Source organism: Streptomyces sp. NBC_00659 (assembly GCF_036226925.1).
Lineage (GTDB): Bacteria > Actinomycetota > Actinomycetes > Streptomycetales > Streptomycetaceae > Streptomyces.
Window position 1 is genome coordinate 6,822,465 of sequence record NZ_CP109031.1, and the last position, 24,817, is coordinate 6,847,281.

The 24,817-nt window shown below is 72.9% G+C and carries 18 protein-coding genes; 13 read left to right on the plus strand and 5 right to left on the minus strand.

Annotated features, from left to right (window positions below):
* Positions 1-149: 149 nt before the first annotated feature.
* The 4 genes from ispG (at position 150) to OG410_RS29910 (ending at position 4,936) form a co-directional block, all read left to right on the plus strand.
* Positions 150-1,307 carry a flavodoxin-dependent (E)-4-hydroxy-3-methylbut-2-enyl-diphosphate synthase gene (ispG, locus tag OG410_RS29895; protein WP_326785167.1) on the plus strand — a complete coding sequence of 386 codons (1,158 nt, stop codon included), beginning with the start codon at positions 150-152 and terminating at the stop codon, positions 1,305-1,307.
* 386 nt (positions 1,308-1,693) lie between these two features.
* The gene (locus tag OG410_RS29900) at positions 1,694-2,542 is read left to right on the plus strand and encodes a GNAT family N-acetyltransferase (protein ID WP_328671850.1); all 849 of its coding nucleotides are present in this window, start codon (positions 1,694-1,696) and stop codon (positions 2,540-2,542) included.
* A 61-nt stretch (positions 2,543-2,603) separates the two neighbouring features.
* Positions 2,604-3,173, plus strand: coding sequence for a GNAT family N-acetyltransferase (locus OG410_RS29905; protein WP_329301934.1), 570 nt, complete (start codon positions 2,604-2,606; stop codon positions 3,171-3,173).
* Between the two features lie 71 nt (positions 3,174-3,244).
* Positions 3,245-4,936, plus strand: coding sequence for a proline--tRNA ligase (locus OG410_RS29910; protein WP_329301935.1), 1,692 nt, complete (start codon positions 3,245-3,247; stop codon positions 4,934-4,936).
* 139 nt (positions 4,937-5,075) lie between these two features.
* Here the strand turns inward: OG410_RS29910 and OG410_RS29915 are convergent, their stop codons facing one another.
* Genes OG410_RS29915 through OG410_RS29925 form a run of 3 tightly spaced genes read right to left on the minus strand, consistent with a single transcriptional unit; the run spans position 5,076 to position 7,212 of the window.
* Positions 5,076-6,017, minus strand: coding sequence for an aminoglycoside phosphotransferase family protein (locus OG410_RS29915; protein ID WP_329304294.1), 942 nt, complete (start codon positions 6,015-6,017; stop codon positions 5,076-5,078).
* Between the two features lie 38 nt (positions 6,018-6,055).
* Entirely contained in the window at positions 6,056-6,529 is a 474-nt protein-coding gene (locus OG410_RS29920) for a ferritin-like domain-containing protein (RefSeq protein ID WP_329301936.1), read from the minus strand.
* On the minus strand, positions 6,526-7,212 hold the full coding sequence (locus OG410_RS29925) for a hypothetical protein (RefSeq protein WP_329301937.1): 687 nt from the start codon (positions 7,210-7,212) through the stop codon (positions 6,526-6,528). Before OG410_RS29925 ends, OG410_RS29920 begins: the two co-directional genes overlap by 4 nt.
* A 251-nt stretch (positions 7,213-7,463) precedes the next feature.
* On the opposite strand from OG410_RS29925, the gene rimP reads away from it, so the two are divergent.
* From rimP to OG410_RS29970, 9 genes are all read left to right on the plus strand, one after another.
* Entirely contained in the window at positions 7,464-7,961 is a 498-nt protein-coding gene (gene rimP / locus OG410_RS29930; RefSeq protein WP_328447446.1) for a ribosome maturation factor RimP, read from the plus strand.
* A gap of 2 nt (positions 7,962-7,963) precedes the next feature.
* A complete protein-coding gene (nusA, locus tag OG410_RS29935) occupies positions 7,964-8,962 on the plus strand; it encodes a transcription termination factor NusA (protein WP_329301938.1) in 999 nt (332 codons plus the stop codon).
* Between the two features lie 101 nt (positions 8,963-9,063).
* Positions 9,064-9,342, plus strand: coding sequence for a YlxR family protein (locus OG410_RS29940; RefSeq protein WP_329301939.1), 279 nt, complete (start codon positions 9,064-9,066; stop codon positions 9,340-9,342).
* A 149-nt stretch (positions 9,343-9,491) separates the two neighbouring features.
* Complete coding sequence (gene infB / locus OG410_RS29945; protein ID WP_329301940.1) at positions 9,492-12,656, plus strand: translation initiation factor IF-2; 3,165 nt, start codon at positions 9,492-9,494, stop codon at positions 12,654-12,656.
* A 267-nt stretch (positions 12,657-12,923) separates the two neighbouring features.
* A complete protein-coding gene (locus OG410_RS29950; protein ID WP_326785157.1) occupies positions 12,924-13,217 on the plus strand; it encodes a DUF503 domain-containing protein in 294 nt (97 codons plus the stop codon).
* 43 nt (positions 13,218-13,260) lie between these two features.
* Positions 13,261-13,716 (plus strand): 30S ribosome-binding factor RbfA, encoded by a 456-nt coding sequence (rbfA, locus tag OG410_RS29955; protein ID WP_329301941.1) that lies wholly within the window; start codon positions 13,261-13,263, stop codon positions 13,714-13,716.
* Entirely contained in the window at positions 13,713-14,618 is a 906-nt protein-coding gene (truB, locus tag OG410_RS29960) for a tRNA pseudouridine(55) synthase TruB (protein WP_329301942.1), read from the plus strand. Before rbfA ends, truB begins: the two co-directional genes overlap by 4 nt.
* 266 nt (positions 14,619-14,884) lie before the next feature.
* Positions 14,885-18,742: a serine protease gene (locus OG410_RS29965; protein ID WP_329301943.1), complete on the plus strand. Its 3,858-nt coding sequence runs from the start codon at positions 14,885-14,887 to the stop codon at positions 18,740-18,742.
* 230 nt (positions 18,743-18,972) lie between these two features.
* Positions 18,973-19,926 carry a bifunctional riboflavin kinase/FAD synthetase gene (locus OG410_RS29970; protein WP_329301944.1) on the plus strand — a complete coding sequence of 318 codons (954 nt, stop codon included), beginning with the start codon at positions 18,973-18,975 and terminating at the stop codon, positions 19,924-19,926.
* A 136-nt stretch (positions 19,927-20,062) separates the two neighbouring features.
* Here the strand turns inward: OG410_RS29970 and OG410_RS29975 are convergent, their stop codons facing one another.
* Together OG410_RS29975 and OG410_RS29980 are read right to left on the minus strand one after the other, a co-directional pair.
* On the minus strand, positions 20,063-23,848 hold the full coding sequence (locus OG410_RS29975; RefSeq protein WP_329301945.1) for an SCO5717 family growth-regulating ATPase: 3,786 nt from the start codon (positions 23,846-23,848) through the stop codon (positions 20,063-20,065).
* Between the two features lie 442 nt (positions 23,849-24,290).
* Positions 24,291-24,587, minus strand: coding sequence for a DUF397 domain-containing protein (locus OG410_RS29980; RefSeq protein ID WP_329301946.1), 297 nt, complete (start codon positions 24,585-24,587; stop codon positions 24,291-24,293).
* Positions 24,588-24,817 lie beyond the last annotated feature (230 nt).

The following is a 24,817-nucleotide window of genomic DNA, read 5'->3' on the forward strand; positions in this document are numbered from 1 at the left end:
CCGGGCACCCTGGGTGCCCGGCCGTCTTCCGTTGAGTGGGTTTGAACGCCGGGGCGTGATGTGCCCGGTGGTGCGCCCGTACCGTAATCTCGAAGCCCGGAGCCCACGATTCCCGGGACCTTGAACCATAACTTGGGGTTGCACAGCAGATGACTGCGATTTCTCTCGGCATGCCGTCCGTTCCGACCAAGCTGGCCGAGCGCCGGAAGACCCGGCAGATCCAGGTCGGGACCGTCGCCGTGGGCGGAGACGCACCCGTCTCGGTGCAGTCGATGACGACCACGCGTACGTCGGACATCGGTGCCACGCTCCAGCAGATCGCCGAGCTGACCGCGTCCGGCTGCCAGATCGTGCGCGTGGCCTGTCCCACGCAGGACGACGCCGACGCGCTCGCCACGATCGCCAAGAAGTCGCAGATCCCGGTCATCGCGGACATCCACTTCCAGCCGAAGTACGTCTTCGCCGCGATCGACGCCGGCTGCGCGGCCGTCCGCGTCAACCCCGGCAACATCAAGCAGTTCGACGACCAGGTCAAGGAGATCGCGCGGGCCGCGAAGGAGACCGGCACCCCGATCCGTATCGGCGTCAACGCGGGCTCGCTCGACAAGCGCCTGCTCCAGAAGTACGGCAAGGCGACCCCCGAGGCGCTCGTCGAGTCCGCGCTCTGGGAGGCCTCCCTCTTCGAGGAGCACGACTTCCGCGACATCAAGATCTCGGTCAAGCACAACGACCCGGTCGTCATGGTCAACGCCTACCGCCAGCTCGCCGCCGCCTGCGACTACCCGCTGCACCTCGGCGTGACCGAGGCCGGCCCCGCCTTCCAGGGCACCATCAAGTCGGCCGTCGCCTTCGGCGCCCTGCTCTCCGAGGGCATCGGCGACACCATCCGCGTCTCCCTGTCGGCCCCGCCGGTCGAGGAGGTCAAGGTCGGCCTGCAGATCCTCCAGTCGCTGAACCTGCGCCAGCGCGGCCTGGAGATCGTCTCCTGCCCGTCCTGCGGCCGCGCCCAGGTCGACGTCTACAAGCTCGCCGAGGAAGTCACCGCCGGCCTCACCGGCATGGAGGTCCCGCTCCGCGTCGCCGTCATGGGCTGCGTCGTCAACGGTCCCGGCGAGGCCCGCGAGGCCGACCTCGGCGTCGCCTCCGGCAACGGCAAGGGCCAGATCTTCGTCAAGGGCGAGGTCATCAAGACCGTCCCCGAGTCGAAGATCGTGGAGACCCTGATCGAAGAGGCGATGAAGCTCGCCGAGCAGATGGAGGCCGACGGAGTCGCCTCCGGCGAACCCACGATCTCGGTAGCTGGCTGACCCCGCCGCCCGCGGCCGGGCGAGACGAGACACCTCGCCCGGCCATCCGGAGGCGCGGGGAACGAGGCGGCGCGTTCGAGCTCCGGCCGGGATGCCAGGGGCGCGAGGAACTGCGCGCCCAGCCCCCCACCCTCCGCACCCGGGCACCGGGCCCGCTCCGGCAGCCGCGGACAACAAGGCTCCCTTCCGGACTCCGGCCGCGCGGACCCACCCAGGGGCGCGAGGAACTGCGCGGCCAACCTCCACGCCCCGCACCCGGGCGACAACCCCAGGCCCCACCCCGGTGACAGCCTGCTCCCCTGTCCGGCCAGAGGACTCGGCGGCGGGCCACAAGTACGGCAGGTACAGTGCGGAGATCAGCAGATCCCAGGGTGAGGCCCCCGTACGTGTTGACCCAGACCACCACCAGGGTCCTCGAACCGAGTGACCTGGACGCCGCGCTCGCCGTCCTCGGCCGCGAGCCGGTGGCGAACGCGTTCGTCACCTCCCGAGTACAGGTCGCCGGGCTCGACCCATGGCGGCTCGGCGGCGAGATGTGGGGCTGGTACGAGGACGGCATGCTGCGGTCCCTCTGCTACGCGGGCGCCAACCTCGTCCCGATCTGCGCCACCCAGCGCGCCGTGCGCGGCTTCGCCGACCGGGCCCGCAGAAGCGGCCGCCGCTGCTCCTCGATCGTCGGCCCCGCCGAATCCACCGCCCAGCTCTGGCGGCTCCTCGAACCGAGCTGGGGCCCCGCCCGCGAGATCCGAGCCCACCAGCCGCTGATGGTCACCGACCGGCTGCCCGCCGACATCACCCCGGATCCGTACGTCCGCCGCATCCGCAAGGACGAGATGGAGACGATCATGCCGGCCTGCGTCGCCATGTTCACCGAGGAGGTCGGCGTCTCGCCGCTGGCCGGCGACGGCGGCCTGCTCTACCAGGCCCGGGTCGCCGAACTCGTCGGCTCGGGCCGGTCCTTCGCCCGCCTCGACCCGGACGGCAACGTCGTCTTCAAGGCGGAGATCGGCGCCGCGACCGCCGAGGCCTGCCAGATCCAGGGGGTCTGGGTGGCCCCCGAGTACCGCGGCAGGGGACTCGCGGCCCCCGGCATGGCCGCCGTGCTGCGCTACGCCCTCGCCGACGTCGCCCCGCTCGTCAGCCTCTACGTCAACGACTTCAACACCGCGGCCCGGGCGACGTACCGCCGCGTCGGGTTCCAGGAGGCCGGCGCCTTCATGAGTGTCCTGTTCTGACGCCCGGTGCGGGCCCGTCGGGACCTCACGCGTCACACGGTCCGCCAGGTAGTCTCCCGGCATGCTGCGCTTTCCCGGCCACGGCCACCGCGACTTCGACGACGTGGTCATCGGCCCGCTGGATCTCGCCGCCCGCGTCGACGAGGCACTCGCCGTGCAGGCGCTCGCCTTCGGGCTCGGCGCCGACGAGATCGCCGTACGACGCCAGATCGTGCTGCGCCACGTCACCTACCCGGGAGCCCGCGCGCTCGGCGCCACCACCGTCGACGGACGGCTCGTGGGATTCGTCTACGGCATGCCCAACGACCGCGCGCACTGGTGGTCCACCGTCGTCGAACCGTATCTGCGCGACCAGGGCCATGACGGCTGGCTGGTCGACTCCTTCGTGATCACCGAACTGCACGTCCACCCCCGCTTCCAGAACCGGGGCGTCGGCCGCACCCTGATCACCGCCATCACGGACACCGCGGCAGAACCCCGCTCGATCCTCTCCGCGATCGACTTCGACAGCCCGGCCCGCGGCCTGTACCGCTCCCTCGGCTACGAGGACCTCGCACGGCAGGTCCTCTTCCCCAGCGCACCCAGGCCGTACGCCGTGATGGGCGCCCCGCTTCCGCTGCGCCACGCCTAATGGATTTCCGGGGACGGCCGCTGCCCGGCTAACCTCCAGACATCACCCTTACGCAGCAGGAGTCGAGAATCATGGCCCAGGTCCAGCGCATGTCCCGTTTGATGGTCAAGACATTGCGTGACGACCCGGCCGACGCCGAGACGCTCAGCCACAAGCTGCTCGTCCGCGCCGGCTACGTACGCCGCAACGCCGCGGGCATCTGGACCTGGCTGCCGCTCGGCAAGAAGGTCCTCGACAACATCTCCCGCGTGGTCCGCGAGGAGATGGACGCGATCGGCGCCCAGGAGGTCCTCCTGCCGGCCCTGCTGCCCAAGGAGCCCTACGAGGCCTCGGCCCGCTGGGAGGAGTACGGCGACCTGCTCTTCCGCCTCAAGGACCGCAAGGGCGCGGAGTACCTGCTCGGCCCGACGCACGAGGAGATCTTCACCCTGGTGGTGAAGGACCAGGTGGCCTCGTACAAGGACCTGCCGGTCATGCTCTACCAGATCCAGACGAAGTACCGCGACGAGGCCCGTCCGCGCTCCGGTGTGCTGCGCGGCCGCGAGTTCCAGATGAAGGACTCGTACTCCTTCGACATCACGGACGAGGGCCTCGCCGAGTCCTACGGGCTGCACCGCGAGGCCTACCAGAAGATCTTCGCGCGCATCGGCCTGGACTACCGCATCGTGTCCGCCGTCTCCGGCGCCATGGGCGGCTCGGCCTCCGAGGAGTTCCTCGCGCCCGCCGCCGCCGGTGAGGACACCTTCGTGGACTGCCCGGCCTGCGACTACGCCGCCAACACGGAGGCCGTGACCTTCAAGCTCACGCCTGTCTCCGGGGAGCACGGCGCGGTCGAGGAGCTGGACACCCCCGACACCCCGACGATCGAGACGCTCGCCGAGCACCTCGGCGTACCCGCCTCCGCGACCCTGAAGAACCTGCTGGTCAAGGTCGACGGCGAGATCGTGGCCGTGGGCGTCCCCGGCGACCGCGAGGTCGACCTCGGCAAGCTCGGCGAGCACCTCGCCCCGGCCGTCGTCGAACTCGTCACGGCCGAGGACTTCGAGGGCCGCGAAGACCTCGTACGCGGCTACGTGGGCCCCCAGGGCCTGGAGAAGGTCCGCTACATCGCCGACCCGCGTATCGCCCCCGGCACGGCCTGGATCACCGGCGCCAACAAGATCAATACACACGCGAAGAACGTCGTGGCCGGCCGCGACTTCGAGGTCGACGACTACCTCGACGTCGTCGTGGTGCAGGAGGGCGACCCCTGCCCGGCGTGCGGCACCGGCCTCAAGATGGACCGCGCCATCGAGATCGGCCACATCTTCCAGCTCGGCCGCAAGTACGCCGACACCTTCGGCCTCGATGTCCTCGGACAGCAGGGCAAGCCGGTCCGCGTGACCATGGGCTCGTACGGCATCGGCGTCTCCCGCGCGGTCGCGGCGCTGGCCGAGCAGTCGGCGGACGACCAGGGTCTGTGCTGGCCCAAGGAGATCGCTCCCGCCGACGTGCACGTGGTCGCCGCCGGCAAGGCCCTCCAGACCGAGCTGGCGCTCGACGTCTCCGAGAAGCTCGGCGCCGCGGGTGTCCGCGTCCTCGTCGACGACCGTGCCGGCGTCTCCCCGGGCGTGAAGTTCACCGACGCGGAACTGATCGGCGTACCGACGATCCTCGTCGCGGGCCGCCGCTCGGCCGAGGGCGTCGTCGAGCTGAAGGACCGCCGCACCGGCGAGCGTGAGGAACTGACCGTCGAAGAGGCGATCGCCCGCCTGACGGCCTGACCGACAACCTGAGCGGCGCCCCGCACCCCTCCCCGGAGGGGTGCGGGGCGCCGCTCAGCCGTTTCCGGGGCCGCGGTGCTCCGCTCCGGCCTCCCGTATGTGCAGGCGGCGGCACCACACCCGGGGCCCCGGCCGGTGCTCAGAGCCAGCCGGCGAACTCCAGCAGCAGTTCGGCGTCCTGGGGGCGGCCGACCCGGCCCGCCCGGACACCCGACTCGACGGCACGGAACAGGGTCCAGCCGCGCAGCCGCGCCTGGTCCACTTCCAGGGACTCGGCGAGCCGCTTGATCCGCCGCCGGGTGATCGACGGTCCCGAAGGCGAGGCGATGAGGTCCTCCACCCGGTCGCGGACCAGCCGGGCCAGGTCGAACGCGCACTCGCCGACCACCGGGTCCGGTCCCACCGCCAGCCAGGGCACGCGCTCACCGGCGAGCACCTTGCTCTGCCGGAACGTGCCGTGCAGCAGCAGTGCCTCGGGCGGCTGGACGAGCAGTTCCTCGCGGGCCGCGAGCGCCGCGTCGACCAGAGCCCCGGTCCCGGCCCCGGCCTCGCCCGCCGTGGCCCGCATGGCCTCGGCCTGTCGCCCGGTCCGCTCCGCCACGGTCTCGAAGACGGCGCCGGCGGGCGGCTCGACCCACAGCCGCCGCAGCGTCCCCGCCGCCTCCAGCAGGGCCTTCGCCTCGGGCAGCGACCGCACGGAGACGTCAGGATGCAGCCGCTCGAGCAGCAGGACGCCATCGGTGCCGGAGGTCTCCCCGGTGTCACCGCCGTCGAGAAGACGGACCGCGCCGCGGCCGTCCCAGTGGGCGAGCGCGACCCGCTCGGCCTCCGGACGCGCCCGCCCGGGCGCCAGCTTCAGCACGGCGGGCGTGCCGTCGGCCCGGCGCACCAGGACGACCAGACTGCTGCGCCCACCCGGAGCCTGCACTCGCTCCACGGTCAACTCGCGCAGAGCGACGGCCCCTCGGGCCAGCTCGGGCAGCCGCTCCAGCCACTCGTCGGCCTCGTCGGCGCCCTCCGGCCCGCTCCGGCGGGTCTCGCCGAGCGCCCGGAGAAGGCGCCGCGGCGGTTCGAAGGCCATGCGCGAGTCCATGCGCGAGAGGCTCCTTCCAGGTCGCGTCAGGTCGGCGAGGGTGCCGTGGCCGATGGGGTGCCCGCCCGCTCGGCGAGCCCAGGGAAGGCTACGCTCTCGCCGCTCCAGCGCACCGCGCGGACCGCGGCCTCGCGCAGCGCCCCGGCCGCCGTCCGCCGCCGGTCGCCCGTGGCGGCGCGCACGAGGTCGGAGTACACGTCGGCGACGCGTTCCTCCAGCTCGGCCGCGAACCGTATCGCCGCGGCGGTGTCCGTCACCGGGAACGGCAGCACGTACGCGGGTGACGCGGCCTCGGGTGCCGCGCCCATGTCCTTGACCTCCCGCGTCAGTTCGTCCCTCCGCGCCCGGTGGGCGTCGTAGGCCGACCGGGCGTCCGTCTGACGGGCTGTGCCGATCCGGGCGCCCACGACGCCGTAGCCGTAGACGGCCGCGTGCTCGGCGCCCAGCGCGGCCTGGAGGGCCTTGAGCTCCGCTTCCTCGGTTCTGGTCCGCTTGCTCACTTCGCCGCCTTCGTCAGCAGGAACGCGTGGGCCGCTCCGGCCGCCGCCACGGAGGCGAGCAGCCGGGCGAGTTCGCCGGGGACGTCCACCAGGGCCCGTGTCCGTTCGTCCGCGAGCGCCAGTTCGGCCGAGGCGAGTTCGGCGAGCGCGTCCTTGGGACGGGCCGCCACGCCGGGCGAGACACCGGCCGAAGCCGAACTCGAAGCCGAACCGGAAGCCGAACTCGAAGCGGACGCCGACTCCGAGGCCGACGAGGACGAGGACGGAGACTCCGTCGAGGACGCCGCCGCCGATGCCGACCCTGACGGAGTATCCGATGCCGACCCTGACGGAGTATCCGACGCCGACCCCGACGGAGCAGCCGACGCGGACCCCGGGGCTCCCGCACTGCCGCCCCCGAACGCCTGCGCGTGCCGGACGACCTCCCCCCGCAGCGGGCCGAGCCGCTCCGCCAGCTGGGGATGGGCGGCGATCACCGCGGTGTACCGGTCGGAGAGCGTCATGCTGTCCCGGGCCGCACGCGCGCGGGCCCGGTCCGCGAGCGAGGGGCTGCCGCCCGTCGTGTCGCCGGACGACTCGGGAGCGGCGGAACAGCCCGCGAGCGCGAAGGCACCCGCGGCGGCCGCGAGCAGGGTCCTTCGGCGCGGACCCGACGGGGTGCGCGACGGCAGGGGGAACGACACGGCAGACGTCCTCGGAGGGCTCGTACGAATGTATGGGCGAGCTGCCCGTGATCACGGTACCCGCGCATCGGCCGATCACGGCCCAGCGGCTCTCCTCCAACTGTCTCCGGCGCGATTTCGGGGAGGTCCGGCGGCACCCGCCGGCGCGGGCGCACCCGCACGGTGGACGGCAACACCCTCCGCGACCGGATACCCTTTGAGCTGACACGCGACCAACCCACAACAGCACACGCGGCCGAGGAGTCACCCGGATGAGCACGACCCAGAGCGAGAGGCTTCGAGAACTCCTGGATCCGCTCGTGAGCTCCCAGGGCCTCGATCTCGAAGAGATCGAAGTGGAGTCAGTAGGCCGCAAGCGTGTACTGCGCGTCGTCGTCGACTCGGACGAAGGTGCCGACCTGGACGCGATCGCCGATGTGAGCCGAGCGCTCTCGGCGAAGCTCGACGAGACCGACGCGATGGGTTCGGGTGAATACACCCTCGAGGTCGGAACCCCCGGTGCCGAGCGCGAGCTCAAGGAGCACCGTCACTACGTACGCGCCACCGACCGCCTGGTGAAGTTCCAGCTGGCGGAGGACGGCGAACTGCTCGCCAGGATCCTGCGGGTCGAGGACGACGGTCTCGATGTCGAGGTGCCGGGCGTGAAGGGGCGCAAGCCCACCGCCAGGCGGCTCGCCTTCGGGGACATCGTCAAGGCCCGCGTCCAGGTCGAGTTCAGCCGCAAGGACAAGAAGGAAGAGGAGGCGTAGCCGTGGACATCGACATGAGTGCCCTGCGGGGTTTGGTGCGGGAGAAGGAGATCTCCTTCGACCTGCTGGTCGAGGCGATCGAGTCGGCCCTCCTCATCGCCTACCACCGCACCGAGGGAAGCCGCCGGCGCGCGCGCGTGAAACTCGACCGGGAGACCGGCCATGTGACCGTGTGGGCGAAGGAGGACCCCGAGGACCTGGAGGAGGGGCAGGAGGCCCGCGAGTTCGACGACACCCCCTCGGGGTTCGGCCGGATCGCCGCCACCACCGCCAAGCAGGTCATCCTGCAGCGACTGCGGGACGCCGAGGACGACGCGACCCTCGGCGAGTACGCGGGCCGCGAGGGCGACATCGTCACCGGTGTGGTCCAGCAGGGCCGCGACCCGAAGAACGTGCTCGTCGACATCGGCAAGCTGGAGGCCATCCTGCCGGTGCAGGAGCAGGTCCCCGGCGAGAAGTACGAGCACGGCCTGCGGCTTCGCTCGTACGTCGTACGGGTGGCCAAGGGCGTCCGCGGTCCGTCCGTGACCCTGTCCCGTACGCACCCCAACCTCGTGAAGAAGCTCTTCGCGCTGGAGGTGCCGGAGATCGCCGACGGTTCCGTCGAGATCGCCGCCATCGCCCGTGAGGCCGGCCACCGCACGAAGATCGCCGTCCGGTCCAACCGCAGCGGTCTGAACGCCAAGGGCGCCTGCATCGGCCCGATGGGCGGCCGGGTGCGCAACGTGATGGCCGAACTGAACGGCGAGAAGATCGACATCGTCGACTGGTCGGACGACCCGGCGGACATGGTGGCCAACGCGCTCTCCCCGGCCCGTGTCTCCAAGGTCGAGGTCGTCGACCTCGCCGCCCGCTCCGCGCGCGTGACGGTCCCCGACTACCAGCTGTCGCTGGCGATCGGCAAGGAGGGCCAGAACGCCCGCCTCGCCGCACGCCTCACGGGCTGGCGGATCGACATCCGTCCGGACACCGAGCAGCCCGGCGAGCAGCGCGGGGAATAGTCCGGGAATAGATCCGGCCCGCGCATCGCTTACATCACGACAACAACCGTTCGATTCTTGCCCCAAAGGGGTGAGGTCGGTACGGGGAGGTAGACTCAAGAGTGTCTGGCCGGACGCGAGCCCGCGCATGCCCTGAACGCACCTGTGTGGCGTGCCGGGAGCGAGCGGCCAAGAGAGACTTGCTGCGCATCGTGGCGGTCGAGGGCGAATGTGCCCCCGATCCTCGCGGTACGCTGCCCGGCCGGGGTGCGTACGTGCATCCCGTTCTGGTCTGTCTCGATCTGGCGGTCCGCCGCCGGGCGATCCCACGGGCGCTGCGCGCCCCGGGACCGCTCGACACCGAGGCGTTGCGCCTCTACGTCGAGCAGGCAAACCCGTAAGAGAGCGTCGTGCGGAACCTCCGTGCGGCCCTGGTATTCCGCGAGTTGGAAGTAGGTCGAGATTGCGATGAGCACTCGATGAGCACGCGATGAGTACGCCCATGAAGTAGCGACGGTCCGGACGCAGACCCGGACCTAAAAGGAGCGAAGTGGCTAAGGTCCGGGTATACGAACTCGCCAAGGAGTTCGGCGTAGAGAGCAAGGTCGTCATGGCCAAGCTCCAAGAACTCGGTGAATTCGTCCGTTCGGCGTCCTCGACGATCGAGGCCCCCGTCGTACGTAAACTGACAGATGCCCTCCAGCAGGGCAACGGTGGCGGCAAGCCCGCCCCGCGCAAGGCTGCCCCGGCGAAGCCGGGCGCCCCCTCTCCGGCGCAGGCGGCCCGTCCGGCCGCCCCGCGCCCGCCGGCCCCGAAGCCGGCCGCGGCCGAGACGCCCGCGGCTGCTCCGGTCACCCCGGCCGCAGCGGGCCCGCGCCCGACGCCGGGTCCCAAGCCGGCCCCGAAGCCCGCTCAGGCGGCTCCGGCCCCGGTCGCGGCCGAGTTCACGGCACCGCCGTCGGCGCCGGTCGCGCCGCAGACCCCCTCGGCTCCCGCCGCGGGTGCTCCCCGTCCGGGCGCCCCGCGTCCCGCGGGCCAGGCTCCGCGTCCCGGTGCCCGTCCGGCCGGTGGTCCCGGTCAGGGTGGTCAGGGTCGTGGCGACCGTCCCGAGCGCGGCGACCGTCCCGAGCGCGGCGACCGTCAGGGCGCCCCGCGTCCCGGCGGCCAGGCTCCGCGTCCGGGTGCCCGTCCGGCCGGTCCCCGTCCGGGCAACAACCCGTTCACCTCTGGTGGCTCCACCGGCATGGCGCGTCCGCAGACGCCCCGCCCGGGTGGTGCCCCGCGTCCCGGTGGCGCCGGTGCCCCCGGTGGTCCGCGTCCGCAGGGCGCGGGCGGCCAGGACCGTGCTCCCCGTCCCCAGGGCGGTCCCGGCGGCGCTCCGCGTCCGCAGGGCGGTCCGGGCGGTGCCCGTCCCACTCCGGGCGGCATGCCCCGTCCGCAGGCCCCGCGTCCCGGCGGCGGTCCGGGCGGTAACCGTCCGAACCCCGGCATGATGCCTCAGCGTCCGGCCGCGGGCAGCCCGCGTCCCGGCGGCGGCCCCGGTGGCCGCGGTCCCGGTGCCGGTGGCGGTCGTCCCGGTGGTCCCGGTGGCGGCGGCGGTCGTCCGGGTGGCGGCTTCGCCGGCCGTCCGGCCGGTCCCGGTGGCGGCGGTGGCGGTTTCGCCGGTCGTCCCGGTGGTCCCGGTGGCGGTGGCGGCGGTTTCGCCGGTCGTCCCGGTGGTCCCGGTGGCGGTGGCGGCGGTCGTCCCGGCTTCGGCGGTCGTCCGGGTGGTCCCGGTGGCCGTGGTGGCACACAGGGTGCGTTCGGCCGTCCCGGCGGTCCCGCGCGTCGTGGTCGCAAGTCGAAGCGGCAGAGGCGCCAGGAGTACGAGGCCATGCAGGCCCCGTCCGTCGGCGGCGTGATGCTGCCTCGCGGCAACGGACAGTCCGTCCGCCTGTCGCGCGGTGCCTCCCTCACCGACTTCGCCGAGAAGATCGGCGCCAACCCGGCGTCGCTCGTCGGCGTGATGATGAACCTCGGCGAGATGGTCACTGCCACGCAGTCCGTCTCCGACGAGACGCTGAAGCTCCTCGCGGACGAGATGAACTTCGTCCTCGAGATCGTCAGCCCCGAGGAGGAGGACCGCGAGCTGCTCGAGTCCTTCGACATCGAGTTCGGCGAGGACGAGGGCGACGAGGACGACCTCGTGGTCCGTCCGCCGGTCGTGACCGTCATGGGTCACGTCGACCACGGTAAGACCCGCCTTCTCGACACCATCCGCAAGACGAACGTCGTCGCGGGCGAGGCCGGCGGTATCACGCAGCACATCGGCGCGTACCAGGTCGCGACCGAGGTCAACGGTGAAGAGCGCAAGATCACCTTCATCGACACCCCCGGTCACGAGGCGTTCACCGCCATGCGTGCCCGTGGTGCCAAGTCGACCGACATCGCGATCCTCGTGGTGGCGGCCAACGACGGCGTGATGCCTCAGACGATCGAGGCGCTGAACCACGCCAAGGCGGCCGACGTGCCGATCGTGGTCGCGGTCAACAAGATCGACGTCGAGGGTGCCGACCCGACCAAGGTGCGCGGTCAGCTCACCGAGTTCGGTCTGGTGGCCGAGGAGTACGGCGGCGACACGATGTTCGTCGACATCTCCGCCAAGCAGGGTCTGAACATCGACGCCCTGCTGGAGGCCGTGGTCCTGACCGCGGACGCCTCGCTCGACCTGCGGGCCAACCCGGAGCAGGACGCGCAGGGTATCGCGATCGAGTCCCACCTCGACCGCGGCCGCGGTGCCGTTTCGACGGTCCTGGTCCAGCGCGGCACGCTGCGAATCGGCGACACCATGGTGGTCGGCGACGCGTACGGCCGTGTCCGGGCGATGCTCGACGACAACGGCAACAACGTCGAGGAAGCGGGTCCGTCGACCCCCGTCCTGGTCCTGGGTCTCACCAACGTCCCGGGCGCCGGCGACAACTTCCTGGTTGTCGACGAGGACCGCACGGCGCGTCAGATCGCCGAGAAGCGCGCGGCGCGTGAGCGCAACGCCAACTTCGCCCGCCGGGGTGTCCGGTTCTCCCTGGAGAACCTGGACGAGGCCCTCAAGGCCGGTCTGGTGCAGGAACTCAACCTCATCATCAAGGGCGACGCGTCCGGTTCGGTGGAGGCTCTCGAGTCCTCGCTGCTCCAGCTCGACGTCGGCGAAGAGGTCGACATCCGTGTCCTGCACCGCGGTGTGGGTGCGGTCACCGAGTCCGACATCAACCTGGCGACCGGCTCCGACGCCATCGTCATCGGCTTCAACGTCCGCGCTGCGGGCCGCGCGGCGCAGATGGCGGAGCGCGAGGGCGTCGACGTCCGGTACTACTCGGTGATCTACCAGGCCATCGAGGAGATCGAGGCGGCCCTCAAGGGCATGCTCAAGCCGGAGTACGAGGAGGTCGAGCTCGGCACGGCGGAGATCCGCGAGGTCTTCAAGTCGTCCAAGCTGGGCAACATCGCCGGTGTCCTGGTCCGCTCGGGCGAGGTCAAGCGCAACACCAAGGCGCGCCTCATCCGCGACGGCAAGGTCATCGCGGAGAGCCTCAACATCTCCGGGCTGCGTCGCTTCAAGGACGACGTCACCGAGATCCGCGAAGGGTTCGAGGGCGGTATCAACCTCGGCAACTTCAACGACATCAAGGTCGACGACGTCATCGCGACGTACGAGATGCGCGAGAAGCCGCGCTCGTAAAGCGGTTCCCAGGCTGGCCGGCGGTGAGCAGTCACCGCCGGCCAGCCTGGCTTTTGCGAGATCACGCGATTCCCCGCGTCCCTTCCCGGGGCGCGGGGAATCGCGTGACCGGCCCCGGCCGGCCGCCGTGCCGGGTCACCCGTCCGGCTACGGCCCGGGCCCGGAAACCCCGTCGAGCGAGCCGACGGTTCGTTGTACGGTTCTGATGTCCCTGCCAAGCGCATTGGCAGGCCATCTACCCCGTACCGGCGGGACATCCGGTTACACATGTATGTGGGGACACTGTCCTTCGATCTGCTCCTCGGCGACGTCCACTCGCTCAAGGAGAAACGCTCTCTCGTCCGGCCGATCGTCGCCGAACTCCAGCGGAAGTACGCGGTGAGTGCCGCCGAGACGGGCAACCAGGACCTTCACCGCAGGGCCGAGATCGGCCTGGCGGTGGTATCCGGGGACACCAAGCACCTGACGGACGTACTGGACCGGTGCGAACGACTGGTCGCGGCGCGACCGGAGGTGGAACTGCTGTCGGTACGACGCAGACTCCACACCGACGAAGACTGACGAAGACCGACGCAACACGCAAGGCGAAGAAGGAGACGGACCAGTGGCCGACAACGCGCGGGCGAAGAGGCTGGCGGACCTCATCCGAGAGGTGGTGGCCAAGAAGCTGCAGCGCGGGATCAAGGACCCGCGGCTCGGCACTCACGTCACCATCACGGACACCCGGGTCACCGGGGACCTCCGGGAGGCCACCGTCTTCTACACGGTGTACGGGGACGACGAGCAGCGTGCCGAGGCGGCCGCGGGCCTGGAGAGCGCCAAGGGCGTGCTCCGCTCGGCCGTCGGCGCGGCGGCGGGCGTGAAGTTCACGCCGACGCTGACGTTCGTCGCGGACGCCCTGCCGGACACCGCCAAGACCATCGAGGACCTGCTCGACAAGGCACGGGCCTCGGACGAGAAGGTGCGCGAGGTCTCGGCCGGCGCGTCCTTCGCGGGTGACGCGGACCCGTACAAGAAGCCGGGCGAGGACGACGAGGACGAGGACGACTCGGCTCGATGACGCAGAAGACCAAAACGCCCGACGGGCTTGTCATCGTCGACAAGCCGTCGGGCTTCACCTCGCACGACGTGGTCGCCAAGATGCGCGGCATCGCCAGAACCCGCCGGGTCGGCCACGCGGGCACCCTCGACCCCATGGCGACGGGCGTGCTCGTCCTCGGTGTCGAGAAGGCCACCAAGCTCCTCGGTCACCTCGCGCTCACCGAGAAGGAGTACCTCGGCACGATCCGGCTCGGCCAGAACACGCTGACCGACGACGCCGAGGGCGATCTCACCTCCTCGACGGACGCCTCCGGTGTGAAGCGTGACGCGATCGACGCCGGGGTGGCCAAGCTGACCGGCGCCATCATGCAGGTGCCGTCCAAGGTCAGCGCCATCAAGATCGACGGTGTGCGCTCGTACAAGAGGGCACGCGAGGGCGAGGAGTTCGAGATCCCGGCCCGCCCGGTGACCATCTCGTCCTTCGCGGTGTACGACATCCGTGACGCGGTCGCCGAGAACGGCACCCCGGTGCTCGACCTGGTCGTCTCCGTCGTCTGCTCGTCCGGGACGTACATCCGGGCGATCGCCCGCGACCTCGGCGCGGACCTGGGCGTCGGCGGTCACCTCACCGCCCTGCGCCGCACCCGCGTCGGCCCGTACAAGCTGGACTCCGCGCGCACCCTCGACCAGCTCCAGGAGGAGCTGACGGTGATGCCGCTCGCGGACGCGGCCGCGGCCGCGTTCCCGCGCTGGGACGTGGACTCCAAGCGGGCCCGGCTGCTGCTCAACGGCGTCCGGCTCGAGATGCCCGACGAGTACGCGGGCAAGGGCACCGTGGCGGTCTTCGACCCCGAGGGCCGGTTCCTCGCGCTGGTCGAGGAACAGAAGGGCAAGGCCAAGAGCCTCGCCGTCTTCGCCTGAGGACCGCGCGCCCCTGCCGGGCGCGCGGCCGGGCGGACACTTCTGCCCGTGGAGCGGCGGTCACGGGGTCTCGTGCCCGCCGCTCCACGGTCCCCCCTCGGTTCCCCCACCAAGGGTGTATCCATCCGATCTGCCGTATTCACCCCATCGGGCGGGCGCTCGGAGTGAACCGGGGGAGTAGAGGGGGGCGCGTTCGCCGCGCGATCTGTCCCGCTGATCATCTCACCCCTACCGTCGGAGCAGGAGCGCGGCGGGGAGGTTCGAGTATGGCGGGGCGTGGCCCGCGGACCGGGAACGATGAGGCGGCGGACGACGCCGGACAGACGGGGGACGACGCCCTCGTACGCGTCTGCGACCTGGCCGGCCGCCCACGCGGCACGGGATTCGCGGCCGACCACCACGGGACCGTGATCACCAGCCACGAGGCCGTCGACGGACTGGCCCGGCTCGTCCTGCACGCCCCCGGCGACCGCACCTGCGTGCTGGGCGCCGAGGCCGTCACACCGCTGCCCGGCCTCGGTCTGGCCCTCGTACGCACCGAAGGTCTCGGCCTCGGCCCGCTCCCCGTCACCGTGCGGGACCGCGTCGCGACCGGCACGTACGTCAGGATCGCCGCGGGCGGCTGGCGCGAGGCGCGCGTGCTGGGCTCCGCCCCTGTGGCGTACCCGGTCCTCGGCGGCGCCCATCTCCTGCACGGCGCACTGGAGTTGGCGATCGGCACGGCGGGCGCGGACGCGCTCAGGCCGGGCGGCGGAGCGACCGGAGGGCCGGTCCTCGACGCCCGCACCGGCGCCGTGGTGGCGGTCGTCTGCGCCGCCCTGCGCGCCCGCACCCCGGACGGCACCGCGCCCGGGGAGACCCCGGCGGGCCATCGGGCGCCCGGACTCGCCGTTCCCCTGCGGCGCGGCGCGGGGCCGCTCGCCGAACTGCTGGCCCGTAACGCGGCCACCGTGCCCGCGTACGGCGCCGATCTGAACCTCGCGGGCGCGCTGGAGCTCACCGCGACCTCGGTGGGCTCGGACGGGCCCCGCCCGCCGGTTCCGTCCGGGACCGTGGGCGCGCAGCCCGGAATCGTCGAACGGGCCGACGTCGGCAGGGAGTTCGCGGCCTTCGAGAGCGGCACCGCCGTCGTCCTCGGGCTCGTCGGCCCGCCCGGCAGCGGCCGTACGACGGAACTGGCCGCCCTCGCCGCCCGCCGCCTCCGGGGTCCCGAACCGGCTCCCACCCTCTGGCTGCGCGGCGCAGATCTGCGCGCCGACGACATCTCGGTGGCCGACGCGGCGACGCGTGCCCTGGAGCGCGCCGGACGGATCGTGGCCGCGTCGCGGCGGAGCCCCGGAGCGACCGGGACGGCGGCCGCGCGGCGGGCCCCGGCCGACACGAGCGTGCTGCCTCCCGAGGGATACGGCGGCGAACTCGGCGACATCGCGCCGGACCGCCTGGCCGAGCCCGCACACGCCGGTGGCCGCCCGCTGTTGTTCCTCCTCGACGGCCCCGAGGAGATGCCCCCCGAACTCGCCCACCGCCTCCCCGCCTGGACCGAGGCGACGGCGGACTGGCTGACCCGGACCGGCACCCGACTCGTGGTCGCCTGCCGCGCGGAGTACTGGGAACGGGCCGGGGCGGAATTTCCCGCGGTCCTGCTGCACCGCCCGGCACCGGACCCGGACGGCCGCCGGACGCCGGACCCGGACGGACCCGCGTCGCCGGACGTCGGCGGGACTCTGCCCGCGTGTGTGCCGCTCGGTGATCTGACCGAGGAGGAGGGGCGGCTGGCGCGGGCGCGTGCCGGGATTCCGGACGGTGTCCTCGTGCCGGCCGACGCCCGTCGTCCGCTGGTGCTGCGCCTGCTCTCCGAGGTGCGGGCCGCGCCCGTGGACCTGCCGGCCCGGCAGCTCGACCGCGACGACGTGTTCGCCGCTCACCTCGACCTGATGTGCCTGCGCGTCGCCGTCCGGCTCGCCGCGGCGAACGGACTGCGCGGCGCCGCCGTGCGCCGGCTCGCGGCCCGTGTCTCCGGCCAGGTGCACGAAGCCGCTCGGTGCTGTCTGGGCCCCGGACAGGGCCAGCTGGACCGGGCCTCCTTCGAGAGCGTCTTTCCCTGGGGCCCCGCCCGGGGACCTCTCGCGGGCATCACCGGCTGGGCGTCCGCCGTCCTCACCGAAGGACTCCTCGTCCCCGCCGGCGACGGCTACCGCTTCGCCGACGAGGAGCTCGCCGACTGGATCCAGGGCACCCACCTCGACCTGGACGCCGCGCTGGACAGCCTGGTCCACCGCAGGCGCGGCAGCGGAACCGGCGCGGATACCGGCAGCGGCATGGTTACCGGCAGCGGAACCGGCACGGATACCGGCATCGACGCCGGCCGTACGGAGACCACGGTGTCCGGCCGCCGGCCCGTTCGGCGTACCCGGTCCGCCTCTCCCGACGCCGGGGCCCGTGACTCCAGGACCGCCGCCGACGGAACGAGCACCCTTCCCGTCCCCGGCCACAGGATCGGCCCCGTCGTCGAGACCCTGCTCCTGCTGGCCCGTCAACAGGCCACCGCCGAACTGACGCTCCACCTCGAGGACCTCGTCCACGCGGTCGACGACCTGCTGCCCGAAGCGCCGGACCGGCTCACCGCCCGCCACGGCGACCCCCTCTGGTGGGCGACCCGGCTCTGCACGACCGTCCTGCTCCGCGTGCCCGACGCGACCCCGTACCTGGGCGCGCTCCGGCTCCTCGCCGAGCGGATCGTGGTGTGGCGGCGGCAGGACAGAGCCGTACCGGCCGCGTTCGGTCCGGCCTTCTGGGTGGCGCTGCCCGTCCCGGACACGGAACGCTTCGACCTGCTCAGGCGCCTGGTGGCCGCCGACCCCCGCCGGGCCCCGGCCACCGAGCTCCCGCACCCGGGCGAGGCCCCCGCCGCCCCGCGCCATCTCGACACCGTCTCCCGCCTCCTCGCCGCCGACCCCGTCGCCGTGCACCGCCACCTCACCCGCTGGTTCGACGACGAGCGGCCCCTGCCCGCGACACCGGACGCGACCGTGGCGACGGCCGCGCAGGCACTGCTGTACGCGCACCGGCGGCGCGCCCCGGACGATCTGACCGAGGCCCTCATGGCCGGCGCCCATCCACGGGGCGACGAACTGCTGGCCGTGCTGGCGGAGGAGGAGCCGTCGGCCGTGTGCCGGGCGGTCGACCGGTGGGCGGGCGACGAACGGCCCAAGCGGCGCGCGGCGGCCCTCACCCTCGGGCTGCGCGCGGCACCGTTCGCGGCCACCCCGGCCGACCGCGAGCTGCTGCGCCACGCCGCTCTCACCCTGCTCGCCCGTCCCGCCGACCGCACTCTGCACGGCGGGGCGCTCGGCATCCTCGTACAGGATCCGCTCGCGCGTGCCCGTTGCCTGCCGCAGGCTCTGGAACGCTTCGCGGCCGGTGACCCACGGCTGCCGCCGAGCGCGCCGGCCGCCGCGCTCGCCACCGACCCGGAACCCGTGCTCGCCGCGTTCCGCGAACGGCTGCGGCGGCTCGGCCCCGACACGGGCGAGCTGCTGCGCGCCCTCGCCGACGTCACCACCCCCGAGCTGGCCCGCCCGGTCGCCGCCCTGGTGCGCGAGACCGTGGAGCTGTGCCCCGCGGTCGCGGCCTACGTGGCCGCGGACGTGGACCGCCGCATCGACCACGGAAGTGCTCCCCAAGAGGCGCTGTTCCCCCTGGTCAGCGGACTGCTGGAGACGTGCGGCCCGCCGGTGCGGAGCGCGCTCGCCCAGGTCCTCGCGTCGCCGGGAGACCAGGCGTCGGCCCCGTTGCGGCGCGAACTGCTCGATCTGCTGCTGGCGCACGAGCGAGATCCGGCCGTTCTCGGCACCGTGCTGAGGACCGCCGCCGACGGCCTCGACCGCGGGGGTGAGGGACCCACGCGTGAGCTGGTGCACCGCGTCGGCCTCCTTCTCGTCCGCACCCCGGCCGGGGCCACCGCCTTCGAACGGGGCCTGGCCGACCTGGCCCGGTGCGTTCCGGGCTTCGCCGCCCTGGTGGCCCGCTGGGTGACCGGCGCTCCCGAGGAGTGGTACGGCGTGGTCGGCCCCGGGACCCGCCACCTGATCGAGAGCCTGGCCGGGGCAAGGGCGCCCGTCTGAACCACGCCCACGCAACGGACTCCGCACCGCACCGGGCCCACCGCCGCGCGCCGGGCCGAACCCCGCACCGGACCCGGCGGCCGCACCTCGTCGGACCCGGCACGGCACCCCGCGGCGCTGAGCGATCGGTCACAGCCTGATGCCGATGCAAGCCGAGAGCGCACGGCATGGCACCCTTAGAGCTGCGAATAAGGCAATCACGGACACGGGTTCGACAAGGAGCGGTCACAGTGCAGCGCTGGCGTGGCTTGGAGGACATCCCCGAGGACTGGGGGCGCAGCGTCGTCACCATCGGTTCCTACGACGGGGTGCACCGCGGACACCAGCTGATCATCCGGCATGCCGTGGACCGCGCACGTGCTCTGGGCGTCCCCTCCGTCGTGGTCACCTTCGACCCGCACCCCAGCGAGGTCGTCCGCCCCGGCAGCCACCCGCCCCTGCTCGCCCCGCATCACCGCCGCGCCGAACTGATGGCCGAACTGGGCGTCGACGCCCTGCTCATCGTGCCGTTCACCACCGAGTTCTCGAAGCTGTCGCCCGCCGACTTCGTGGTCAAGGTGCTGGTCGACAAGCTGCACGCCAGGGCGGTCGTCGAGGGCCCCAACTTCCGCTTCGGCCACAAGGCCGCGGGCAACGTCGGATTCCTGCGCGAGCAGGGGGAGACGTACGACTTCGAGGTCGAGGTCGTCGACCTCTTCGTGTCCGGTGAGGCGGGCGGCGGCGAGCCGTTCTCCTCGACCCTCACACGGCGCCTCGTCACCGAGGGCGATGTCGAGGGCGCGCGCGAGATCCTCGGCCGGCCGCACCGCGTCGAGGGCGTCGTCGTCCGCGGCGCCCAGCGCGGCCGCGAGCTCGGCTTCCCCACGGCGAACGTCGAGACCCTCCCGCACACCGCGATCCCCGCCGACGGCGTCTACGCCGGCTGGCTGCACGCACAGGGCGAGGCCATGCCCGCCGCGATCTCCGTGGGCACGAACCCGCAGTTCGACGGCACCGAGCGCACGGTGGAGGCGTACGCCATCGACCGTGTCGGCCTCGACCTCTACGGTCTGCACGTCGCCGTCGACTTCCTCGCGTTCGTCCGCGGCCAGGCCAGGTTCGACTCCATCGAGGCGCTGCTGGTGGCCATCACCGACGACGTGAAGCGCTCGCGGGAACTGATCGAGGCGTACGACGGGGAGTAGCCCCTCCTCCCGCCTTCCTTCCGTTCCTGCCCGGTCCTTCCCCGGACCCTCTCCCGTACGTACGCGAAGACCCGCACCGTCCATGGACGGTGCGGGTCTTCGCCGTGTCCGGCCCCTCGGAGGAGCCGGCCGGACCCTACTGCTGCGGGGGTGCCGGAGGCGGCGGGTTCTGCCCCGGGTTCGGCGGGTAGGCCTGTCCGGGCTGGAACTGCTGCCCCGGCTGCGGCGGTTGCGGGTATCCCTGCCCCGGCGCCTGCGGATACGGCTGACCGGGCTGCTGCGGGTAGGGCTGTCCCGGCTGGGCGTACGGCTGCTGGGGTTGCTGGGGTTGCTGCGGAGCCTGCCCCGGCGCGGGCTGACCCGGAACCTGCTGCCCGGGAACGTACTGTCCGGGAGCCTGCTGCCCGGGGACGTACTGACCCGGCATCGGCGGCGCGGCCACCGGCGGCGGGTTGCCGTCGTTCGTCCACAGCCCGTGCGACTGCTGGTGCCGCGCGATGTCCTCGGCGACCATCGCGGAGAGGTTGAAGTACGCCTCCCGCACCTTGGGGCGCATCATGTCGAGGTCGACCTCGGCGCCCGCGGACAGGTGCTCGTCGAACGGCACGACCACGACACCGCGGCAGCGCGTCTCGAAGTGGCTGACGATGTCGTCGACCTTGACCATCTTGCCGGTCTCGCGCACTCCCGAGATGACGGTGATCGACCGCGCGACGAGGTCCGCGTACCCGTGTGCCGACAGCCAGTCCAGTGTCGTACTGGCACTGCTCGCCCCGTCCACCGACGGTGTCGAGATGATGATGAGCTGGTCGGCGAGGTCGAGCACCCCGCGCATGGCGCTGTACAGCAGACCCGTTCCGGAGTCGGTCAGGATGATCGGGTACTGCTTGCCCAGGACGTCGATCGCGCGCCGGTAGTCCTCGTCGTTGAAGGCCGTGGACACGGCGGGGTCGACGTCGTTGGCGATGATCTCCAGCCCGGAGGGCGCCTGGGAGGTGAACCGCCGGATGTCCATGTACGAGTTGATGTACGGGATCGCCTGCACGAGGTCACGAATGGTGGCGCCGGTCTCGCGACGCACCCGGCGGCCGAGCGTACCCGCGTCGGGGTTGGCGTCGATCGCGAGGATCTTGTCCTGTCGCTCGGTGGCGAGCGTGGAGCCGAGCGCGGTGGTCGTGGTCGTCTTGCCGACACCGCCCTTGAGACTGATGACGGCGATCCGGTAGCAGGAGAGCACCGGGGTCCGGATCAGCTCCAACTTCCGCTGCCGCTCGGCCTCTTCCTTCTTCCCGCCCAGCTTGAAACGCGACGACGCGGCGGCCGGACGACCGCTCTTGGCCTTCTGCCTCTTGTTGTTGAGCAGCCGGTCGGAGGACAGCTCCACCGCCGCGGTGTAACCGAGCGGGGCCGCACCGGGGTTGGTCGGCTGCCGCTGATCGTGCCGCACGGGCTGCGGCCAGGCGGTACCGGTCCGCGGGTCGACCGGGGCGGTCGGCGCGGCGGGCTGCTGCTGCACGGGCGGCGGGCCCGGCTGGTACGGAGCCTGCGGCTGTGCCGGCGACGGGTACGGCGGGGCGGCCGATGCCGGGGCCTGCGGCTGCGCGAGGCCGTAGCCCGGCTGCGGCGCGGGTGAGCCGTCCGCCGACTGCGGGAATCCGTAGCCCTGCTGAGGAGCTGGAGCCGGAGCGTGCGGCGGCACGGCACCCGACAGGGGCGGGGCGACCGGGGCCGGTTGGCCAGGTGCCTGCTGCTCCGGGGCCGGGGCGGGCTGAGGGAATCCGTAGCCGGGGGCCTGCTGCTCCGGGGCGTTCTGCTGCGGGAACCCGTAGCCGGGGGCTTGCGGGGCGGCGGGGTGGGCCGGCTGCTGGTCCTGGGGCGCGGTGTTCGGCTGGGGGAAGCCGTAGCCCGGTGCGGGGGCGGGCCGGCCGGGGGCCTGCTGCTCGGGGGCCGTGGCCGCGGCGGGCTGCGGGAATCCGTAGCCCGGTGCCTGGGCAGGCGGGGCCGCCGGAGCGGGCGGGCCGGGCTGCGGGAAGCCGTAGCTGCCCTGCGGGGCGGAGACGGGGTCCGGGGCGCCGGACTGGGGGAAGCCGTAGCTCCCCTGCTGAGGCGCTCCCGGGGCCCCGGGAGCGGGAGCGGGTGCTGCCGAGGGCGAGGGATGGGCGGCCTGCGGGGGAGCAGGCACGGCGTTCTCGAATTCCGCCGACGGTACCGGCGCGGGCGCCTGAGGCGAACCCGCAGGACCGGGAGCGCCGGGCGAGGACCACGCCGACGGCACGGGCTGCGGTGCCGGGGGCTGGAAGGGCTGGCCGGGGGCGGGCGCGGGCGCCGACGCGGGCGGCTGGAAGGGCTGGCCGGGCGCGGGTGACTGTGCGGCCGGGGGCTGGAAGGGCTGGCCGGGGGCGGGCGCCGGTACCGAGGCGGGCGGCTGGAAGGGCTGGCCCGGGGCCGGTGCCACGGGCGCCTGGTACGGCACCTGGCCCTGGGCGGCCGGCGCGGGCTCGGTGGAGGCGGGCCAGTGCGGAGCGGGTGCGGGGGCCGCGGGCTGGTAGGCGGGCGGCAACGGCGGCAGCCCACCCTGCGGCAGCGGCGGCGGAGCCCAGACGGGAGGGGTGTCCTGCATCCTCTCGGGCTCCTCCGGCCGGACCACGGGCACCGCGTCCTGGGGCTCGCTGTCCTGGGACGAGGCGTCCTGGAGCTCGAAGTCGCCGCCCCCGGGGGCGGCGGCGTCCGTACCGGCCTCGTCGTCCGACGATCCCGGCGGCACGGCGTCGGCGGCCCCGCCCGGGGCTTCGGCGTCGGCGGCCCCGCCCGGGGCTTCGGCGTCGGTCCCGGCCGAGGCGGCGCCCGCTTCGGCGACGGACTCGGCGCCGGGGGAAGCGGCGACGGCGTCGGCCGCGGCCGCCCGGTCCGCCACCGGTGCGTCGGCGACGCTCGCGCGCTGGGACTGGGAGGCCGCCTCCAGCGACTGATAGGCGAGCACGGGATCGATGACAGGCGCGGGCGCGGGCGTGGGCTCGGGAGCGGCGACGGGCGGGGCGGGCACCGGCTGTCCGGACCGGCCCACGTGGTGATCAGGCCGGACCACGGTCAAGGCCGCGCCCGGGGCCTCGGTTTCGTCCTCGCCCCGCACCGTGCCGTCGTCACCCCGGTCGTCACCGTCACCTTCGGCGGTGCCGGCCTCGGCCTGAGCGTCCGCGGCCGGAGCGTCCTCGGCCCCGGCATCCTCGGAAGCCGTCCGTTCCGCGATCTCACGCTTCAGTGCGACAGCGGAGAACCGCATGGTCGCCCCGCTGTCGAGGTCCCCGCTCCCGGCATCCTGTGCGTCGGGAGCGGCATCGGAGGCGACGGGCGGAGCGGCAGGCGTCCACGGAGCCGGGAATCCGCCCGCGGGGAGGTGCGGCAGAGCGCTCGGGCCACCGGCATCGGCGACCGGTGCCGCCACGGGCGCGTGGGGCTGCACGACGTCAGGCCTGACGACGTCGGGCTGTGCGAAGTGGGGTGCGACGTCGGGCTGTCCGGCATGAGGCTGTACGACGGCCGGCAGGAGGGCCTCGGGGCCGTCGACGGGCGCCGGGCCGGTCACCGTCACCGGAGCGGCAGACGGTCCGTCCGAGGCCGTCGCGTCACCCGCAGGTGCCGAATCCTCCGGCTCCCGCGACTCCCGCGGCTCCTCGGACTCCCTCACGTCCCCGGACTCCTTCGGGCCGTCGGATTCCTGCGAGTCCTGCGGACCTTCCGCGTCGCCCGCGTCGCCCGTGCCCCCGGAATCCCCGGAACCGCCCGAGGCGTTCTGCGTGTACCAGGCGGGCGGCGCGTAGTCGATGGTGAACTCGCCCGTCGTCTCGACGGCGGACTCGGCGTCGGACTGGTCATCGCCGGGCGTCGCCCAGCCCCCGCGGATCCCGTCCCGATCGCTGTTCACAATTCCTCCTGGTGTGGTCGAGCACCCTCAAGCCGTGCCGGGTCGACCGTCTGCTTGTCGTCCGCTGACGTTCACGGACGACCGAGGCCGCCCGAAGTGCGTACGAGACCGCCCGAATTGACCGGCCCCCCGGATAACGCGAGCCCCCCGTCCACGGGTTCAGGCGTCGCGCCCTGTCCCAGCCTAATCACCATGACTGTTCGCGGGGCAGGCCCGTCCACCGCACCGCTGCGACCCGTTACGGCACACCCTGCCCAGAAGTGGCGTACGTACGCTCACTATTGACCCCGAAAGCGGACAAACAACGGCACCCGGACGGCCACTTGCCGCCCGGTCGCTCACTCGGTGTTCACGCGCCTCCCGCGGACGCGCCGCCGGGCGGACAGACGAAAGGGCCGCCGCGGCATGTCTCCGCACCGGCCCCTGAGTTCCCGACGGCCCGCTACTCCGTGGCCGGACCACCCGCGTGCGGAGCCGGCTCCAGGTCGAACTCGCCGTCCCGCGCACCCAGCACGAAGGCCCGCCACTCCGCCTCCGTGTACCGGAGGACCGTCCCCGGGTCGAGCGACGACCGCATGGCCACCGCGCCCCCGGGCAGATACGCGATCTCGACCCGCTCCTCGTGCTCCTCGGTGCCCGGCGCGCTCTCCCACGCGACCCCCGAGATGTCGAGCGCGTAGAGCTCGTCCTTCTCCCGCTCCTTGCGCGCCTTGGCGTCGTTCTCCGGCTCCTCGGCCATGTTCGCCGGCCCCTTCCCCACGTACGGATGACCTCTGCCGTCACCCTAGTGGCCCGGTCCGCGCCGTCCGGGAAGGTTCGTGGACCCGGACAGACGTATCCGCCCAGGCTGGTACCCTGTGTAACGGCCGTTTGTGTACGCACCCCCGGAGCGCTGCTCTGGAGGCCGCGCCCAGCGGATCCCCGCCTTCCGAGTCACGGAAGCTCCCCTGAGAATTCGACCAGGGGCAC

Coding starts and splice junctions, on each gene's coding strand:
- ispG (WP_326785167.1), top strand. CDS start 150: ATGACTGCGATTTCTCTCGGCATGCCGTCCGTTCCGACCAAGCTGGCC.
- OG410_RS29905 (WP_329301934.1), top strand. CDS start 2,604: ATGCTGCGCTTTCCCGGCCACGGCCACCGCGACTTCGACGACGTGGTC.
- OG410_RS29910 (WP_329301935.1), top strand. CDS start 3,245: ATGGCCCAGGTCCAGCGCATGTCCCGTTTGATGGTCAAGACATTGCGT.
- OG410_RS29915 (WP_329304294.1), bottom strand. CDS start 6,017: ATGGCCTTCGAACCGCCGCGGCGCCTTCTCCGGGCGCTCGGCGAGACC.
- rimP (WP_328447446.1), top strand. CDS start 7,464: ATGAGCACGACCCAGAGCGAGAGGCTTCGAGAACTCCTGGATCCGCTC.
- OG410_RS29950 (WP_326785157.1), top strand. CDS start 12,924: ATGTATGTGGGGACACTGTCCTTCGATCTGCTCCTCGGCGACGTCCAC.
- truB (WP_329301942.1), top strand. CDS start 13,713: ATGACGCAGAAGACCAAAACGCCCGACGGGCTTGTCATCGTCGACAAG.
- OG410_RS29965 (WP_329301943.1), top strand. CDS start 14,885: ATGGCGGGGCGTGGCCCGCGGACCGGGAACGATGAGGCGGCGGACGAC.
- OG410_RS29980 (WP_329301946.1), bottom strand. CDS start 24,587: ATGGCCGAGGAGCCGGAGAACGACGCCAAGGCGCGCAAGGAGCGGGAG.